14 protein-coding genes are annotated in these 17,019 nt (G+C 50.3%); 4 read left to right on the top strand and 10 right to left on the bottom strand.

The genetic code is table 11. The features are described from left to right. Positions 1–2 precede the first annotated feature (2 nt). The gene (locus Q0577_RS02805) at positions 3–650 is read left to right on the top strand and encodes an FMN-binding negative transcriptional regulator (protein ID WP_298732584.1); all 648 of its coding nucleotides are present in this window, start codon (positions 3–5) and stop codon (positions 648–650) included. An 88-nt stretch (positions 651–738) separates the two neighbouring features. On the opposite strand, the gene Q0577_RS02800 is transcribed toward Q0577_RS02805, so the two are convergent. Then, a complete protein-coding gene (locus tag Q0577_RS02800) occupies positions 739–2,091 on the bottom strand; it encodes a Gfo/Idh/MocA family oxidoreductase (protein ID WP_298732582.1) in 1,353 nt (450 codons plus the stop codon). A gap of 84 nt (positions 2,092–2,175) precedes the next feature. Then, entirely contained in the window at positions 2,176–3,033 is an 858-nt protein-coding gene (locus Q0577_RS02795; RefSeq protein ID WP_298732580.1) for a sugar phosphate isomerase/epimerase family protein, read from the bottom strand. Between the two features lie 405 nt (positions 3,034–3,438). Between Q0577_RS02795 and pyrF the strand changes: the two genes are divergently transcribed. Next, positions 3,439–4,257, top strand: a complete 819-nt coding sequence (gene pyrF, locus Q0577_RS02790; protein WP_298732579.1) for an orotidine-5'-phosphate decarboxylase — start codon at positions 3,439–3,441, stop codon at positions 4,255–4,257. Positions 4,258–4,606: 349 nt separating this feature from the next. On the opposite strand, the gene Q0577_RS02785 is transcribed toward pyrF, so the two are convergent. The 4 genes from Q0577_RS02785 to Q0577_RS02770 all read right to left on the bottom strand — a co-directional run bounded on the left by Q0577_RS02785 (position 4,607) and on the right by Q0577_RS02770 (position 10,530). Beyond that, a complete protein-coding gene (locus tag Q0577_RS02785) occupies positions 4,607–5,902 on the bottom strand; it encodes a RagB/SusD family nutrient uptake outer membrane protein (protein ID WP_298732577.1) in 1,296 nt (431 codons plus the stop codon). A gap of 18 nt (positions 5,903–5,920) precedes the next feature. After that, entirely contained in the window at positions 5,921–9,028 is a 3,108-nt protein-coding gene (locus Q0577_RS02780) for a SusC/RagA family TonB-linked outer membrane protein (protein WP_298732575.1), read from the bottom strand. A 125-nt stretch (positions 9,029–9,153) separates the two neighbouring features. After that, complete coding sequence (locus tag Q0577_RS02775; protein ID WP_298732573.1) at positions 9,154–9,900, bottom strand: DeoR/GlpR family DNA-binding transcription regulator; 747 nt, start codon at positions 9,898–9,900, stop codon at positions 9,154–9,156. Between the two features lie 201 nt (positions 9,901–10,101). Further along, entirely contained in the window at positions 10,102–10,530 is a 429-nt protein-coding gene (locus Q0577_RS02770; RefSeq protein WP_298732571.1) for a YciI family protein, read from the bottom strand. A 71-nt stretch (positions 10,531–10,601) separates the two neighbouring features. Here Q0577_RS02770 and Q0577_RS02765 point away from each other — a divergent pair, with 71 nt between their 5' ends. Together Q0577_RS02765 and Q0577_RS02760 are read left to right on the top strand one after the other, a co-directional pair. Further along, on the top strand, positions 10,602–11,780 hold the full coding sequence (locus tag Q0577_RS02765) for an acyl-CoA dehydrogenase family protein (RefSeq protein WP_298732569.1): 1,179 nt from the start codon (positions 10,602–10,604) through the stop codon (positions 11,778–11,780). A 60-nt stretch (positions 11,781–11,840) separates the two neighbouring features. Next, positions 11,841–12,836: an FAD:protein FMN transferase gene (locus tag Q0577_RS02760; RefSeq protein ID WP_298732567.1), complete on the top strand. Its 996-nt coding sequence runs from the start codon at positions 11,841–11,843 to the stop codon at positions 12,834–12,836. A 211-nt stretch (positions 12,837–13,047) separates the two neighbouring features. Here Q0577_RS02760 and Q0577_RS02755 read toward each other — a convergent pair whose 3' ends face one another. The 4 genes from Q0577_RS02755 to Q0577_RS02740 form a co-directional block, all read right to left on the bottom strand. Then, positions 13,048–13,674 carry an OmpW family outer membrane protein gene (locus Q0577_RS02755; RefSeq protein WP_298732565.1) on the bottom strand — a complete coding sequence of 209 codons (627 nt, stop codon included), beginning with the start codon at positions 13,672–13,674 and terminating at the stop codon, positions 13,048–13,050. 44 nt (positions 13,675–13,718) lie between these two features. Further along, positions 13,719–14,387, bottom strand: coding sequence for a DUF4136 domain-containing protein (locus tag Q0577_RS02750; RefSeq protein WP_298732563.1), 669 nt, complete (start codon positions 14,385–14,387; stop codon positions 13,719–13,721). Positions 14,388–14,672: 285 nt separating this feature from the next. Next, positions 14,673–15,287, bottom strand: coding sequence for an HAD family phosphatase (locus Q0577_RS02745; RefSeq protein ID WP_298732561.1), 615 nt, complete (start codon positions 15,285–15,287; stop codon positions 14,673–14,675). Between the two features lie 61 nt (positions 15,288–15,348). Then, positions 15,349–16,599, bottom strand: coding sequence for a DUF2130 domain-containing protein (locus Q0577_RS02740; protein WP_298732559.1), 1,251 nt, complete (start codon positions 16,597–16,599; stop codon positions 15,349–15,351). Positions 16,600–17,019 lie beyond the last annotated feature (420 nt).

Genomic DNA, 17,019 nt, shown 5'->3' with positions numbered 1-17,019 from the left:
TTATGCATATCCCCAGATACAACCAGGAAAAGGACTGGCAGCGGATCTCCGCATTCATTAAGGAGAACAGCTTCGGCATACTGGTGAATGTATCCAACGGTGTTCCGCTGGCTACACACATTCCCATTGAGCTGGAAGAAAAGCCCGGCGGCACGGCGGTACTGCGCGGTCATGTGGCCAGGCAGAACCCGCAGTGGGAGGCTTTTACCAGCGGTACTGCGCTGGCTATCTTTACTGATCCGCACGCCTATATCTCCTCTTCCTGGTACGAAAAGGAAAAGATACCTACCTGGAACTACATCGCCGTACATGTATACGGACAGCTGCGCCTGCTTTCCGAAGCAGAGCTGCTGGACTCGTTGTCTAAACTGATGCACCGCTATGAGGCCGCATCAGCCAGGCCGGTGAGCATGAATGATATTCCTGAAAAAGAGCTCCACAATAACCTGAAAGCCATCGTAGGCTTTGAGATGAACATCTCCGATGTACAGGCCCGCTTTAAACTGAGCCAGAACAGGAACGCGCACGACTATGAAAGCGTGATCACCCACCTGAAGGAGCGGGGAGACGAAGGATCACTGAAAATTGCAGCCGAAATGACTAAGCGTAAATCCAAAATCCAGGGTCCGGATTCCAAACATTTGCAGTGAGTCACAATATGATCCAGTGCATTTGTTTGGAATCCGGACCCTGGATTTTGGTATTTCCTTTAACAGCATTGCCCCAAAGGAAATGCGGTTAAAGGGTAAACACTTTACCCCCCACCATCACATTCTGGCTTGCTTCATCAAAAGTAGCTTTCATACCTGTTCTGTATGCTGCTGTTCCCATGATCAATGCAATGGAGTGAGAATAGGCTGCTTCTATCGGTGCATTGGGTTGTTTGCGTGAACGCACACATTCCATCCAGTTACGTACATGTGAATTCGTCAGGGGATCGCCGCCGGTATTGGCGCTGGTCTCCACTTTGCTGCCTTCCAGGCTCAGTGAAGGCAGCAGGTTGGCGTGCATACCCATTTCCTGCGCTTCGCGTTCTCTGAGACCGCCGGTCGGGCTGATCTTGTTATCCGCCATATCGATGGTGCCGCCGTTGGAGAAGTACACTTCTTTGGTGCCACCGGCAGAGTTGTGGAAACGGGAGCTGTACATTACCTGGAAACCGCTTGTGGGATCGTTTTCCGGTCCGTATTCAAATACGGCGGTCAGTGTATCCGGGTTGGCGCGTCCGTCTTTCCATACGTAGATGCCGCCGTTGGCTACTGCAGTGCGGGGGTGTTTCAGTCCGCTGAACCAGTGTACGGTATCTATCTGGTGGGTCATCCACTGGCCGAAGATGCCGCTGGAATAAGGCCAGAAAAGACGGTATTCCAGGTATTTGCGGGGATCCCAGTTGTCTTGCGGACGGCTTGCCAGGAAGCGTTTCCAGTCGGTATCAGATTCACGGATGCTCTTCACCAGGTCGGGGCGGCGCCAGCGTCCGGGCTGGTTCACGTTCCAGGTCATTTCCACCATGGTGATGGGCCCGAATTTTCCTTCCTGTATAAATTTAGCGGCGGCATGATAGCTGGCGCCGCTGCGGCGCTGGGTACCTACCTGGAAGATCTTGCCCGATCCTTTCACGGCTTTCAGCGCGTTACGCGCGTCTTCCATGGTTTCTGCAAAAGGTTTTTCGCAGTACACGTCCATTTTATTGCCTACGGCTTCAATGGTATGAAAAGCGTGCTGGAAATCGGCAGTAGCAATGATCACTGCATCCAGGTCTTTGTTGCGGTACAGCTCATCATTGTTCATACAGGCCTGCACGTTATGCCCGGTCTTCTTTTCCAGGAATGCCTTACCTTCTTCGCGGCGGCGGTTCCAGATATCGGATACGGCAATAAGGTCGAAGTTCAGTTCCTTGTTATTGGCAAAAAAGCAGGGCAGCAAAGCCTGCCGGGCCCTGTCAGAAAAGCCAACCAATCCTACATTTACACGGTCATTGGCGCCCAGGATACGGGCATAACTGCTGGCGGGCATACCCATGGCAGTAAGCGTAATACCGGCGCCACCCATTAATGATTGTTTCAGGAATTCACGACGTGATTTTTTCATATGTCTTTTTTTAGCGTTTAGCGGTTAGCAGCTGGCCGTTGGCTGTTGGCGCTTAGCTAAAAGCTAACGGCCAACAGCTGACAGCTAATTTTTATATGCCTCTTCCAGCTGGCCTTTCAGGTAATCATAAACAGGCTTGCTTTGCGTGGCCACATCATCCCACCTGCATTCTACCATGATACGGCCGCTGAAGCCGATCTTGTGCAGGGCGGCAAAATAAGGGCGGAAATCCTGCCCGGCTACCCCGGGGGCGGCCCTTTTCTCCCTTTCTGCAATGTGACAGTGTACCAGGTTCTTACCTGCCTTTTCAATGGCGGCAGCCGGCTCATTTTCCTTCAGCATATGATAGATGTCGGCGGTCAGCTTGAAATTGGGATGGTGAATGGCGTTCACCACTTCGTTCGCTTCTTCGAGGGTATTGATAAAATTGGTTTCTGTGCTGTTCAGGTTTTCCATGGCGATGATGCGGCCGTAGCGGGCGGCCACCTCGGCCATCTTGCGGCACAATACAATGAACTGAGCTTTCACCTGTGCGTGATCCACGCCTTCGGGTATCTTGCGGGCTTCGCCGCTGCCCAGTACGATCAGCTCAATACCCGCCTGCCTGGCGCGATGCATTACCGTGTCTACATAGCCCAGTACCCGGGCTTCGTCTACCTGCGGCCCAACGATCTTGATGGTGCCCGGAATAAAACCGTTGCAGCTCTGTACACGGCAATGGGTGCGCTGCAGCTCCCCCGCCTGGGAGGCAAACTGCTGTTCATTTACCGTAGGCGCCAGCAACCTGGAAACACCATCTTCAATATATGCATATCCTGCTTTTGCAAACAGGCTGTCGTTCTTATAACTATTACACACACCGATGGAAGGCAACTTTTGTGCATTCGATTGCAGGGTGAGGCATAAAAGGAGGGAAAAAAGAAAGAAACAGTGCTTTTGCATGGGTTGTTTTTTCAGTTAACGTGGAATGAAACAGGGCATGGATCAGTACGTAAACAGTTGTGGATCAGATCATGCGAAGCTTCATTTTGCTCCAGGAATATTAAATAAAGTTTCTGTGGAAAAGTTAATAAGTTAATCGCTAAGATCAAAATTTAAATATTTGAGCGGTTGGGCCACCGGCTTTGCAAAGCGTTAACTAAAAGAATGCAGGAATTTGCCAAAAATAGCTGAACTTTAGATGGTGGTCATGCAGGATTGCCAACAGACAGTAACCATTTGTTGTATTTCGCCAACCCGGTGTACGCTGAGACCCAAGGATAAACGACCGATTATCTATGTTAATATAATTCAATCACTTGCATTGATTAAGTTTTACTTAACTTTGCGCCCCAAATTTAACTGACTATGAACCGACAGGAATTAGTGGGCCTGATCAAGGAAAGGCAATCTTATCTGTGTGTAGGACTGGACACAGACATACACAAGATTCCCAAACACCTGCTTTCTCACGCCGACCCCGTATTTGCATTCAACAAGGCTATTATCGACGCTACAAAAGACCTCTGCGTGGCTTACAAGATCAATACCGCCTTTTATGAATGCATGGGCATCCGTGGCTGGGAAACATTGCAACGCACGGTAGAGTATATTCCTTCCGGTATTTTCACCATCGCCGATGCAAAGAGGGGCGATATCGGCAATACTGCCACCCAGTACGCCAAAACATTCTTCGATACCTATAATTTCGATGCGGTGACCGTGGCGCCGTATATGGGCAAAGACAGCATCACCCCCTTCCTCAACTTCTCAGAGAAATGGGCCATCGTACTTGGACTCACCTCTAACGAAGGCAGCCGGGATTTCCAGCTGCAGCGCATAGGAGAGGAGTACCTCTACGAAAAGGTGATCAAAACCACCATGGAATGGGGTAGTCCTGACCACCTGATGTTCGTGGTTGGCGCTACCCAGACGGCACAGCTGGCAGCCATCCGGCAGCTGGCGCCGGATCATTTCTTCCTTGTGCCGGGCGTGGGCGCCCAGGGCGGGAGCCTGCAGGAGATCTCTTCCCTGGCCATGAATAAAGATTGCGGGTTACTGGTGAACGCCAGCCGCGCCATTATTTACGCCGGAAACGGGGAGGATTTTGCAGCAGACGCCCGCCGGGCGGCCTTGCAGTACCAGCGGGAAATGGCGGGATACCTGGAGGCAGCGGTGAGCCTGTAACTATTTAAATACGTTCCATACGGTATCTTTTACGGGTAAAACAGGGTATTGCTCCGGTGGATCTTCGGCTCTCACCCGGTATTGCTCCCAGGATATAGTACTGATATAGTATAGATAAAGTAGTGATGATGTACCTCTTTAAAGGGGTGCCACATGGATACGATATCTATGCCACATGTATACAATATACCGAAAGTAATACCGGGTGCAACACGGGTTTGGGCCGGAAACCTGTTACTAAACAGGCGGGTTTGAAGAGGTATTACCAGGTTAATAAATAAAAAGACCGGCGCCTGATTTGGCGCCGGTCTTTTTATTGTAACAGTTGAAGGCTAACAGTCAATGGCTGTTAAAGGTCCGGATCTTTGGGCGTATTTGGGTTATTATCCCTTTCAGAGAACGGGTACGGGAAGTAGTTCCGTTTGCGTTCTGTCAGCGGCCTTCCAAAGCGGCGCATGTCTTCCATTTTAAGGCCGGACATATACAGCTCTATACAGCGATGCTGATAAATGGCCGTTAGCTGCGCTTCCTTAGACAGCGGACCGCTGATGGCAGGCAGGTCTGCACCCACCCCCAGGGGATCTGCTGCAGGGCTTTTAGTCACTATTTTGTTCAGTTCTGCCAGCCCGGTGGCCAGGTCATCCTGGCGGGTGTACACTTCTGCCTTGATCAGCGTGATCTCACCCGGCAGGTAGATGGGGAACGGCGTCTGTCTGTCAGCGCCAAATCCCCTGATCCGGTAACGCGGCAATATGGTAGCATTGATGGATGTATAGAAAGGCACCCGTTTGTCTGCCAGATCAGGTTGTAACGCTACCGGCAGCCCTAAGGTGGAATCGATCACCTGGAACACGTTGTTGGTGGAGGTGGCCGTTTCCCAGATCGGGTTGGTAAACACCGCATCGTAAGTAAACACCGAAGATTTTGTAAGGTCTACTTTTTGTGCAGTGGTCAGCGCCAGGGGATAGTTACCTGCAAATAACGCATAACGGGCTTTTAAAGCCTGCAATGTATTGACGATGTCAAATCCCGCAGGGATATTGTTCATAAAGCCTGCGCTGGGCGGGTTGGCAGCCGCTAAAGCGAGGGCTTCATCGATCCATACGATGATCTTGTTAAAGCCCGCTAACCGGTCTGTAAAGGTAGCGCCCTGCTCCAGGGAACCGGTGGAATCCGGCACGTTGGTCCAGTACATGGCCATGTTGCCCATCGCAAGCGCTTTTAAGATCGTAACATAGCCTGTCAGGCCGCTGGCGTAGGCTTTATCATCCATCGTTCTGGCGTAAGCAATTACGCGGTTGGCGTCAAAGATAACCTTGTTGCTGTTGGCCCAGAGGTTGCCGAGAATAGTGTTGGTGCCATCTACCGTTCCGCCGCCCACACTCAGCTGGAATTCCGGTATGTTACCTTCGTTGCGGAGTGAGAGCTCATTGGTGCTGAAGCCATTGGCGGCCACCAGGTTATAAACCGAACCTGCGCGGCCGGATGAATAGATGCGTTGCAGGCCCACCGCTACACCCGTTACCGCCTGTGTGGAGGTAAATACATCTTCATCCCTGGCTGCGGAAGGGCTGGTAAAATCTTTCTTGCAGGATGCAGCAAACAGCGTGCTGAAGAGACATATACCTGCTACTATTTTTTGCATAAGCTACTTTTTAAATGGTTAGAATTTTGCAGACAGGCCTACACTGAAAGTCCGGGGTACCGGTACTGCACCAAAGTCAATACCGCGCAGCACGGTGCTTTGTCCGGCTGCATTCACTTCCGGGTCATAACCCTTGTAATTGTCCCGTGAAATAAGGTTACGGCCGCTTACGTTGATGGTCAGATCGCGGAAGCCTTTGATGCGGCCTACATTGTAGCCAAGGTATACTTCGCGCAGCTTTACAAAGGAGCCATCGTCCACACGCCATTCTTCCGTAGCATACACCCCGGAAATGTAACCCCTTGGCAGTTGTCCCAGGTACTCCTGTTCTGCTACTTTACCATTACCAACGCCCTGGCGGGTTCTCCAGTCTGCATTCCATACGTCGTTGCCCTGTACCGCATCCAGCTGTACGCGCAGGTTGAATTTCTTATAGCTGAACTCATTCACCAGTGAAGCGGTATAATCCGGGTTGGGATCACCTACCACCTTGCGGAGCGGCGTAGCGGTGGCTAACGGCAGCCCGTTGGCATCACGTTGTGGGGTATACGATAACGGCCCGTTTTGTATACCTCTTTCCATCTGCGGAATGCCGCTTGCATTCTTGACCTGGTTGCCACTGCCATCTGTGGCAAAGAAAGTACCGTAGAAAACGCCGATAGGCTGTCCTTCCAGGATGGCTACAGGAGCGCCGCCATTGGTATTATAGAGGATGAGCGATTGCCCGATCTTCAATGCCTTGTTGCGGTTGCGGTTAAAGATGGTGGTGAGGTCCCAGCGGAAATCTTTGGTTTGCACCGGCACCAGGTTCAGCACCACTTCTATCCCTTTATTCTCGAGCGAGCCTATATTGTTGCGGTAGCCTGTATAGCCGGTGGTGGAAGCAATTACGCGGTCCAGCAGCAGGTCATCCACCTTCTTGATGTAGTAGTTCACCTGGAGGCCTATACGATTGTTCAGGAAAGCCATGTCGGTACCGAACTCGGTTTCCTGCTGACGCTCCGGTTTGATATTTTCGTTGGCCAGGGTATTGCTGCCCGCAAAGGAGGTTTTGTTGTTGAATGCGTTGGGCGTGTAGGAGTTAAAACGGTCGTATGCGCCGATACCCGTAAGGTTACCGGATTGACCGTAGGCAGCCCTGACCTTTAACAGGTTCCACCAGTTAGCTACAGCAGAGTTTTTCCAGAAATCGCCTTCAGACAATACATAGCTGCCGCTGCCCTTTACGTATACCTGGTTGCGTTCGTTCTCACCGAACACGGAGGAGCCGTCCATACGCACCGCACCTGTAAGGAACAGCTGGTTTTTGTAGCTGAATGTTTGCTGCAGGTAAACCCCTGAAATGGATATTTCACTGCGGCTGTCTGCAGCAGGCAGCACGGTAGCCGCGCTGTTGGCTGCTTCCACAAAAGGAGCCAGGCCCCTGCCTTGTGTAAGGAGATAATTGTTCTTTTCGTATTGCACAGAATAACCCACCTGTGTGGTAGCGCCAACTTTTTCGGAGATATCCCATTTATAGTTGGCGTTTAGGTCATGGTTGATCTGGAAGAAATTATTGGTGGCGGAGCTGGCGTAACCGTTCTGGGTAGCATCCAGCGAGGGGCCGCCGCCAAAGAAGCCGGTGCTCACATTGTATGCGTAGGGAGGCATAAAGGTGTTACCGCGCTGGCTGTAATTATCTATACCCAGGTTATAGCTGATGCTGAGGTTCTTTACCGGGTAAAGTTTCAGCCCCACATTTGCAAGCACGCGGCTGGTTTGCTGCTGCTGTTTGAAATCCTCTATTACCGATACCGGGTTTACCCTTCCTCTTTCACCTACTGCCTGCAGGTTGCCGGCGGCATCGCGGGTGTAGATGTCATGTATGTTACCGATGATGGTCACGGAGTTCATGGGAGAGAAGAAGGAGTTGCCATCCGGTTTCTCATCCGCTGAGCTGTTCACATAGTTCACACCGGCTGTAAAGCTGAGCCAGTCTGTCATTTGCTGATCCAGGTTGAGGCGGAAGCTGTAGCGCTGGAAGTCGGTATTCTTAATGATACCCTGGTTATAGAAGTAGGAGGCGGATGCATAGTATCTGGTTTTATCTTTACCGCCGCTAACGGATACGTTGTTATCCGTACCGATACCGGTTTGGAAAATATAGTCCTGGTAGTCGTACCGTTTTACCGGAGTAGTTTCGGTTAAAGAAGGGGTCAGAATATCCTGGGTCACATTTTCCGGTCCGAATTTCACCGGCGCCTGGTTCACTTCCACTTTTTTCCTGACCTGGTTCACCATGAAATTGGTGGAGAAGCTGACAACCGGTGCACCTGAGCTGCCTCTCTTGGTAAAGATCTGCACCACGCCTGCGTTGGCCCGGGAACCATATATGGCAGCTGCGGCTGCGCCGTTCAGTACTTCTATACGTTCAATGTCCGCCGGGTTGATATCCACCATCCTGTTCTGACCGATGGTGCCGATGAAGTTAGTGCCATCATATGTACCGGCGGTATTGGTAACGCGGTTGGTGGCATTGTTTACAATGATACCATCTACGATATACAGCGGATCAGAAGAGCCGGAGATTGTACTGATACCTCTCAGTCTTACGGAGATACCGCCGGCCGGATCGCCGGAATTCTGCGAGATCTGGGCGCCTGCGGTTTTTCCCTGCAGGGCGGCCAGCGCATTGCCGGTGGCGCCTTTGGTGAGCTGATCGGCTTTTACCGTACTGATATAATTACCCAGCTGTTTACGTGTAGTACCTTCCGTGGTGCCGGTTACCACAACTTCATCCAGGCCGAGCGCGTCTGCTGTTAGCTGAGTGATAACGGAGTAGGTACCTGCATCGCCTATTTGCAGGGACTGTTCACGGGCGGCAAAGCCCACACCGGAAAACTTAATGGTATAAGGGCCCGGTTGCAGCGAGGCGTTAAAGCTATAGTTGCCGTCCGGATCTGTTACAGCGCCATAGGTGGTATTCTTTACCTGGACAGTAATACCGGGAATACCGTTCCCTTCCGGGCTGGTAACTTTACCGGCTATACGTACCTGCCCCATCGCGCTGGAAATGCCAAGTCCCGTAAGCAGGAACAGGAAAAGCAATGGCCATTTCCTGCAAGTTAAGAATAACAAATTGATCATAAACAAGTTTTTAATGTGAAAGAACAGTACAGTCAACAGTTTGAGCGTTTGAGCGTTTGAAGGTTTGAAGGCGACCTGAGTGGGAGGTCTGCTTCAAACGTTTAAACTTTCAAATGTTTAAACTTTCAGATTACTTCCAGCCCCTCCTTTATATAGTTTTTTAACAGCTGGTTGTCAGGAGACAATTCAGTGATCAGCGTATGGATCTCGTGGATACCGCATACCTGTATACGCTGAGCAGTGTTTACTTTTTCTGCAATGGTGAGTGATACCACTTTTTGAGCGGTGCTGACCATTGCCTTTTTGATCTGCATTACTTCCCAGTCATTTTCAGTAAGACCATGCGTAGTATCGATTGCGTTGGTGCCTAAAAAGCAGATGTCTGCCTTGATCTGCCGGATCTTTGCCTGTGCTTCTCCGCCTACCGTGATCTGCGCATTCTTTGACAGCTTGTCCCCGATGAGGATGATCTCGATGTTGGGATGCCGCATGTATTCTACTGCGGCCGTGAGGCTGACGGTAAAGAAGGTAGCTTTCAGATCAGGTGGCAGGGCTTTGGCCAGTTCGATGATGGTAGTTCCCCCGGTGGTCAGCACAAACATGCCGTCTTCGATCAGTGTTGCGGCTTTTTGCGCAATTCTGCGTTTTTCATCCAGTGAATAGATCTGTTGTGCGTTCAGGGAATAATGATACCCCTGTGATAAGGCGCCCCCATGCACCTTTATTATTTTCCCCATATCTGCCAGCTCTGCCAGGTCGCGACGGATGGTATCTTCCGATACTTTGATCTCCTGGCTAAGGTCGGCCGACAATACCCGGTTATGCAAGTTCACCTGGCGTAATATATAGGCTTGCCGTTCTTTTTTTAGCATGACAAAGACGATATAGATATTGGTTGCTACTGTTAATGTCGGCAGAAACCCGCAAATAAACAAGCAGAAAAATGCATCTTATAGAAAAAAGCCTGCAAAGACCTGCAAATTGATCTTGTGAGGGGAATAAAGTACAGGGTAGGAGGTATGTGGAGGATGTATGGAAGGTATATGAAGGGTAGGCGGGGGTTATACCGGCTGTTATTTAAAGACACAGTTCTTGGCCGTCCACCAGGCTTTGATCTCATAATCCAGGCGGCCGCTGATAATAGCGGTATCAGTTCTGACCAGGGCATTTGCTTCGGCACTATCGGCACAATCCAGTATAAAAATGCCCCGCAGATCGCCGTCATCTTCAAAGGGTCCGGCTACCAGCATTTTTCCTGATTTTGCCAGGCGTTCTATGTTGGCAATATGTTTTTGCTGTATCCGGTTTGCAAGGGCGGTATCCTGGTTGCGCTGAGGCCCTTTCTTCAGCAGTACCATCCAGTATTTTTTCATTACCACCTTTGTGGTGTCTGCAGCGGTGGTGATGGTATTGGCAGAACGGTTATGTGAGGGCCTGAACGACACGATCAGCAGAATAAGGAATCCCACTAACAACAGTGCCGGGAATACTTTACTTGACATGCTCCCTTATTTTCGGCCCAAGGTACATCTAAAATTGTAAATCGTTATATTGCTGATAAAACGTGGCCAACATGGGGAAAGACCTTTTCCAGTCACCAGATTATTTTTCATTGGATGAACTGTTAACCGAAGAACACCGGTTGGTACGGGATGCCGTACGCCAGTGGGTAAAAAAAGAGATATCGCCTGTTATAGAAGAGCATTGCCAGCAGGCCACCTTTCCCTCCCATATTATCCAGGGGCTGGGACAGCTGGGCTGTTTCGGGCCTACCATCCCAACGGAATACGGCGGCGGAGGTATGGACCATATCGCTTACGGGCTCATGATGCAGGAACTGGAAAGAGGGGACAGCGGTGTACGGTCTACTGCGTCTGTACAAGGCTCCCTGGTGATGTACCCGATCTTTACTTTCGGCAGTGAAGAACAGAAACGGAAATACCTGCCAAAACTGGCTACCGGCGAATTGATGGGATGCTTTGGGCTCACTGAGCCGGATCATGGTTCCAACCCTGCGGGTATGCTTACGCATTATACCAGCTCCGGAGACGAGGTGATGCTGAATGGTGCCAAAATGTGGATCTCCAATGCGCCCTTTGCGGATATTGCCGTGGTATGGGCTAAGAATGAGGAGGGGGAGATCAGGGGACTGATCGTGGAGCGTGGCATGGAAGGGTTCAGCACCCCGGAAACAAAAGGTAAATGGAGCCTGAGGGCCAGCGCTACCGGCGAGCTGGTATTTGATAATGTACGGGTGCCCAAAGCCAATATATTGCCCGGTGTAAAGGGCCTGAAAGGGCCTTTAAGCTGCCTTTCTTCTGCCCGTTATGGTATTGCCTGGGGCGTGGTGGGCGCGGCGATGGACTGCTACGATACAGCCCTGCGGTACGCAAAGGAAAGGATCCAGTTTGACCGGCCGATAGCCGGTTTTCAGCTTACACAGAAAAAGCTGGCAGAAATGATCACGGAGATCACCAAGGCGCAGCTGCTGAACTGGCGTTTAGGGGTGCTAAAGAACGAGGGCAAAGCAACCCCGGCGCAGATATCCATGGCTAAACGCAATTCCTGCGAAATGGCCACTAAAATAGCGCGGGATGCCAGGCAGATACTGGGTGGTATGGGCATTACGGGAGAATACCCCATTATGCGCCATATGATGAACCTGGAAAGCGTGATCACCTATGAAGGCACGCATGAGATACACCTGCTGATCACCGGTATGGATATTACAGGAATAGATGCATTTCATTGAGAGCGGTTAACTGCTGGCTGTCAGCGGTTAGCTGCCTGGTTTTTTAGAATAGAAAGGAGCATGAGGAAAAGTTTGGGGTTTATTCTTCTGGCTATATGCTGTAGTACCTGTGCGTATGCCCAGCGCTTACAGGTGTGTGAAGGGAAAGCGCAGGGCACTTATTACATTGTTAAGTACCTGCGTGATGATACTGCTTCCCTTCAGCCACAAATAGAAGCTGTTTTTGAAGAGATCGATCAGTCCCTGTCGCTCTACAGGCCCGGATCACTGATTAACCGCTTTAATGCAGGAGACAGCATCCGTATGGATGCCCATATGCAGGCGGTGGTAAAGCGGGCTTTGGAGGTCAGCAAGGCTACCAGGGGCGCTTTTGATATCACCATCAAACCCCTGGCGGATGCCTGGGGATTTGGGGTAGTAAAGCCTGCCTGGAAAGGCATTCCCCCGGCAGATACCCTGCGGCAGCTGTTACAGCGTACGGGGCACCGGTACCTGGAAGTAAAAGATTCCCTGCTGATAAAGCGGCAACCGGGGGTGGAAATAGATTGTAACGGTATCGCGCAGGGCTATACGGTAGATGTGCTGGCGCGCTTTCTTGAGCAGCAGGGCATCCGGCATTACCTGGTGGATGTAGGCGGTGAGCTGCGCGCCAGCGGACACAATGCCGCCGGGCGTAACTGGACGGTGGGGATTGAAGGCCCTGCGGCACATGGAGACAAGCACCCGGTTCAGGAATTAGTATCCCTGCAGGATGAAGCCATTGCTACCAGCGGCAATTACCGCCGTTTCTTTGACCAGGGCGGTACCCGTTTTGCCCACACTATTGATCCGCACAGCGGACAGGCATTGCATAATAACATCATCAGTGTAACCGTACTGGCGAAAGATTGTATAACCGCAGATGGTTTTGACAACGCCCTGATATTAATGGGGGTGAAGAAAGCACTCGCCTTCATAAAAAAACACCCTGAATACGGCCTGGAGGCCTATTTCATTTACAAGGACAAAAAGGGAAACATTCGTGTGGCAGGAAGTACGGGGTTTAAGGGAGTTTGAGGTTTGAGGTTTAAAGTTCGTTAGAGGTTCCAGGTTCGCTGCTGTTGTCTACCCTGGAAGGAAATTGCGCTATAACGGGAGGCGCTTGTCCTGAACTTTTTAACCGCCGGCGAACTTCAAACCTACCTTCAAACCTCAAACAAAAAAAGCCCCGGAACATGTTAATGTCCCGGGGCGCACTCTCACAGCTTCCCTAGAATATGGACGAACTTTAGTTGATATGCCATCTCAACCCAATATTCCCTTGTATAGTACTAAAGTTGGTGATCTCGGCTAATTTGTAAGGAGAGTAGTTGTATTGCACACTCGCGTTAAATAATAACGGTGAAGCCTTGCCAAATGGTATGTTGATACCCAATTCGGGGCTTGCCATGAACTGCCAGCTATTGTCCTTGTCAACAAACATGCCCCAGTATTTTTCGTAATTCATATTGGCTACACCCAGGCCCAGTGATGCATAGGGAATTACAACTGCATCCGGTTTGGTGAACTGGTATTGTACGGTGGCCAATACAGGAATTACCTGCAAGGTACGTGTTTGCACTGCAGAAATATCGCCGGACTTGGTAGGATACACGGCGCGCGGCGTTCTGTAGTAAAAGTCCTGGAAGCCGGATTTAATGCCTACTCCCACCTGGTCGGTCAGCATGTATTGTAAACCAGCCTGCCAGCCCCTGAAACTTGTCTTGTCACTATAATTTTTTACAGCGCCCAGTGGCTGCGCTATAGAATAGTTAAAATTAAAGGACAGTGGTGGGCGCACCTGTGCGGATGCCGCCTGTACGGCCAGGCATGCGGCAATGGCCAATATCCAGATCTTCACGTTTATCAGTTTCATTATATTCCGTTTCATCGTCTTCTTTTTTTAGGTGAACCACAGATTTATTTCTTCAGGTAAGCTGACTGGTTGAATGCGCCGTTGATCATATTGTTGATATAGCCGCTGTTCCATACACCGGCGCCTCTGAACATGGCGTTCCAAACCACTTTCACTTCCTTGTCGGCCTCCGCATGCTGCAGGTCCAGCAGGTCTATAGACACCGCTCTTTCCCTGGTGTACACGGTATAGTAGCTTGGCCAATAGTAACCCAGGCCGGGGTATCCCCAGTAGAAAGGATCCCAGTAACCGCCCCATCCGGACCAGTAACCCGGATCATAATAGGTGCTGGCGAAGGTTTCGTCGATGCGGGTGAGGTTGATGGCCAGGTTGGGTTTAGCGGATTTATCCACCAGTGTATACCCTCTTGACTGCATGGCAGATTTGACTGCCGCGATCAGTTGTCTGTCATAGTCTGTCAGCGCTCTTCTTGCGGTGTCGCCATTACCTGCAACAGCAACGGAATCGACGATGCTGAAAGTAGTATAGGAGGAAAAATCCGCAGTCGTATCCCGGTTGGTGATATAGATCTGGGATTCTTCTTCTGTCATGTCGTTCAGCGGATCTTTACGGCAGCTGCCGAGGGATAGTATTACTGCAGCAGCTACGATGGCGCCCAAAAAGACCTTTCTTCTCACACTAACAATTGTAAAGTTTTTCTTGCCCTTTTTCATATTACACACGTATTTAATTCATTAATGCTAATGCCCATATTAATCAGTGCTCTACCTGGATTTGTCATACACTAAGTATGCCAATAGTACGCGTACAGATCGACAGAAAAGTATTATTGAAGTGCCTGCATCATGGTTTTTGTTACATGCTGGTTAAGCATCTAACGTTCAACGGATTAGAGGGGTGCTTGTTACAGAAGTTTATTCACGAAATGTTAATGTATTCCTAAAGTTTTGTTAAAGGAACAGGGGATCAGTGTGTTATGACGGGTTTGGGAAAGATGATCAGCTCAGTACGGCTTTCTCAGTGAGGATATGTTTTAGCTGCCCGGGAGAGGTGAAATGAATGCTTTCTATACCGCAGGCTTCGGCGCCGGAGACGTTGCGCAGGTTGTCGTCAATGAACAGTGCTTCCCGTGCATTTACCCCGTAGCGGTCCAGCAGGAGCTGGTAAAAGGAGGGGTATGGTTTACGCATTTTTTCACGGCCGGATACCACGATGCCGTCAAACCATTGCAGGAAGGGATAGGATACCAGGGCAATGGGAAATGTTTCGTTAGACCAGTTGGTGAGTGCATAGAGTTTGTAACGCCGGCTGTCTTTCAGCTGCTGGAGGATCTCTACCGAGCCGGGAATGACGCCGCCCAGCATTTCTTTCCAGCGGCCGTAGTAAGCGCGTATCTGGGCTTCATATTGAGGATGGGTGCTAACCAGCAGCTCAGTGGCTTCTGCCAGTGCTCTGCCCGCGTCCTGTTCTTCGTTCCAGTCTGCGGTACAGATATGCTGAAGGAAATGTTCGGTTTCGCTTTCCGTGCTGAAGATCTTGTTATAGAGGTAGCGCGGGTTCCAGTCAATGAGCACGGCGCCAAGGTCAAAGATGATGGTTTTATATTGCTTCATGATAGCATACCTGTTTGCAGGTTAAGCGTAAAGGTAAAACAAATTTAATAAAAACATAATGTTACTCAGCCGGCGCGGCGCCGTTGCCCATGAGCAGTTCGTCTGCCGCATCTTCGAGGAGCTTGAGATCGACAGAGTCGCTACCGGCGATGCCTTCTACTGCGCCTTTGATATGGGCAGCGTTGAGCAGTACTTTTTCCAGTTGTTTTTCGCGGGCTTTCCATAGTTTTTCCATGGCTTCGCGTTCTTTCTGTATGGAGGTTTTCATGGCGAGGAATCCTTCGCGGATGGCTTTCCATTGTTCTGCAAACTCGCTACTGGTAAGATAATTATACAGCATATGCATTTTGTCGCCTTTGTTTTCCTGGCTTTTGAGGGCGCCGGCAATGCGGATCACCCCGTCGCGCAGTACGAGGGCCAGGGCTTTTACTTCTGCGAAGGAGCAGATCCATACGCCTTCCCGTTCGCCAAAGCGCTCCATATCTTTGGGCATGGCCTGTGTAACGAGTATGGCTACATCGGCGCCCTGGCTGCGCATATCGGCTTTCAGTTTTTCAACCCAGTCTTTGGAGAAATCTTTGGTGCGTTTGCTTTCATAGATGATACGGCCGCAATCCTGTCCATACTGGTTACGGATGATCTGAATGCAGTCTGCCCCTTTTACGCCTTTGCCTACTTCCGTCACTTCATCGAATGGGAATGCCTGTCTCAGCATCTCTTCGAGGGCCAGCTCCTGGATCTCTCCCTGCAGCTGTGTGGAGCCTTGTTCGGCTTTACGTTTCATCTCTTCCGCCAGTTTACGCTGATCTTCGAGCTGTTTCTCCATTTCGCGGAGGCGCAGCTGAAATTCGGTTTCCCTGAGTTGGCTGCGTTCTGCTTCTTCCTTACGGATCACTTCTGAAAGCTGGTTCCGGGCTTCCAGGATTTTTTTCTGCATGGCGATCTCCAGTTCCTCCTCCTTGTTGCGCAGTTCCTGTTCCCGGCGAAGGAACTCCAGTTCCTGGCGGCGGGCCTCCTTCAGGCGGGCTTCCTGTTCCTGGTTGGTCTGCTGCAGCATGCGCAGCTGGTTTTCAAAATCCGCGCTGAGGCTTTTGCGTATATTCTCAGAGAGGGAAGCCTGGAGCTTCTCCTTTTCTGATAAAAGACGTTTATTCAGTTCTTCCTCCTGTATCTGCCTTTGCTGCTCCACCAGCTGGCGTTGCTGCGCCAGCTGCTGTTTTTCTGCCTGCAGTACTTCCATCCGTTTACGCCACTCAGATTCCAGTTTGCCGCGCATTTCCTTTTCAATATCAGCAGCAAATGCATCTTCCATAACAAACTGGTGTTTGCAGCTAGGACAGGTAATTGATGTTCCCATATTTCACAAGACTAGTATCGATTGTAAACTAATTTTTTACTACGCAGTGTATCGGCGTAGCAAGCTGTAAAGGTAGGATAAAAAGAAAAAAGGAAGCAAAAACAAACAATAAGGAGAACGGGCACGAAGGCAATAAAGCATAGGTGTTATTCCTCCTTCGCTTACCGAATTTCGTAAGGAGATGTTAGGTGGAGGTTAAGGGTGGATTAAATGAAAGTTAAGCATCCTTTGTTTTTTACTGATGTGAGTAGCGGCCGCCGGTATGCGTAGTAAACTTTTCACACATTGTTGCTCCATGTGAATGAACGTGTAGCATTTCACCCGTCTCAACTGTATAAATTGTGTGTACATCAACGTAAACGCGTATTGCTGTAA

The organism is uncultured Chitinophaga sp. (genome assembly GCF_937898475.1).
Classification (GTDB): domain Bacteria; phylum Bacteroidota; class Bacteroidia; order Chitinophagales; family Chitinophagaceae; genus Chitinophaga.
Note: the sequence above shows the minus strand (reverse complement) of the source record. Positions and strands in the feature narration are given on the sequence as shown.

Coding starts and splice junctions, on each gene's coding strand:
- Q0577_RS02765 (WP_298732569.1), top strand. CDS start 10,602: ATGGGGAAAGACCTTTTCCAGTCACCAGATTATTTTTCATTGGATGAA.
- Q0577_RS02795 (WP_298732580.1), bottom strand. CDS start 3,033: ATGCAAAAGCACTGTTTCTTTCTTTTTTCCCTCCTTTTATGCCTCACC.
- Q0577_RS02770 (WP_298732571.1), bottom strand. CDS start 10,530: ATGTCAAGTAAAGTATTCCCGGCACTGTTGTTAGTGGGATTCCTTATT.
- Q0577_RS02755 (WP_298732565.1), bottom strand. CDS start 13,674: ATGAAACTGATAAACGTGAAGATCTGGATATTGGCCATTGCCGCATGC.
- Q0577_RS02775 (WP_298732573.1), bottom strand. CDS start 9,900: ATGCTAAAAAAAGAACGGCAAGCCTATATATTACGCCAGGTGAACTTG.
- Q0577_RS02805 (WP_298732584.1), top strand. CDS start 3: ATGCATATCCCCAGATACAACCAGGAAAAGGACTGGCAGCGGATCTCC.
- Q0577_RS02785 (WP_298732577.1), bottom strand. CDS start 5,902: ATGCAAAAAATAGTAGCAGGTATATGTCTCTTCAGCACGCTGTTTGCT.
- Q0577_RS02760 (WP_298732567.1), top strand. CDS start 11,841: ATGAGGAAAAGTTTGGGGTTTATTCTTCTGGCTATATGCTGTAGTACC.
- Q0577_RS02740 (WP_298732559.1), bottom strand. CDS start 16,599: ATGGAAGATGCATTTGCTGCTGATATTGAAAAGGAAATGCGCGGCAAA.
- Q0577_RS02780 (WP_298732575.1), bottom strand. CDS start 9,028: ATGATCAATTTGTTATTCTTAACTTGCAGGAAATGGCCATTGCTTTTC.
- Q0577_RS02745 (WP_298732561.1), bottom strand. CDS start 15,287: ATGAAGCAATATAAAACCATCATCTTTGACCTTGGCGCCGTGCTCATT.
- Q0577_RS02750 (WP_298732563.1), bottom strand. CDS start 14,387: ATGAAAAAGGGCAAGAAAAACTTTACAATTGTTAGTGTGAGAAGAAAG.
- pyrF (WP_298732579.1), top strand. CDS start 3,439: ATGAACCGACAGGAATTAGTGGGCCTGATCAAGGAAAGGCAATCTTAT.
- Q0577_RS02800 (WP_298732582.1), bottom strand. CDS start 2,091: ATGAAAAAATCACGTCGTGAATTCCTGAAACAATCATTAATGGGTGGC.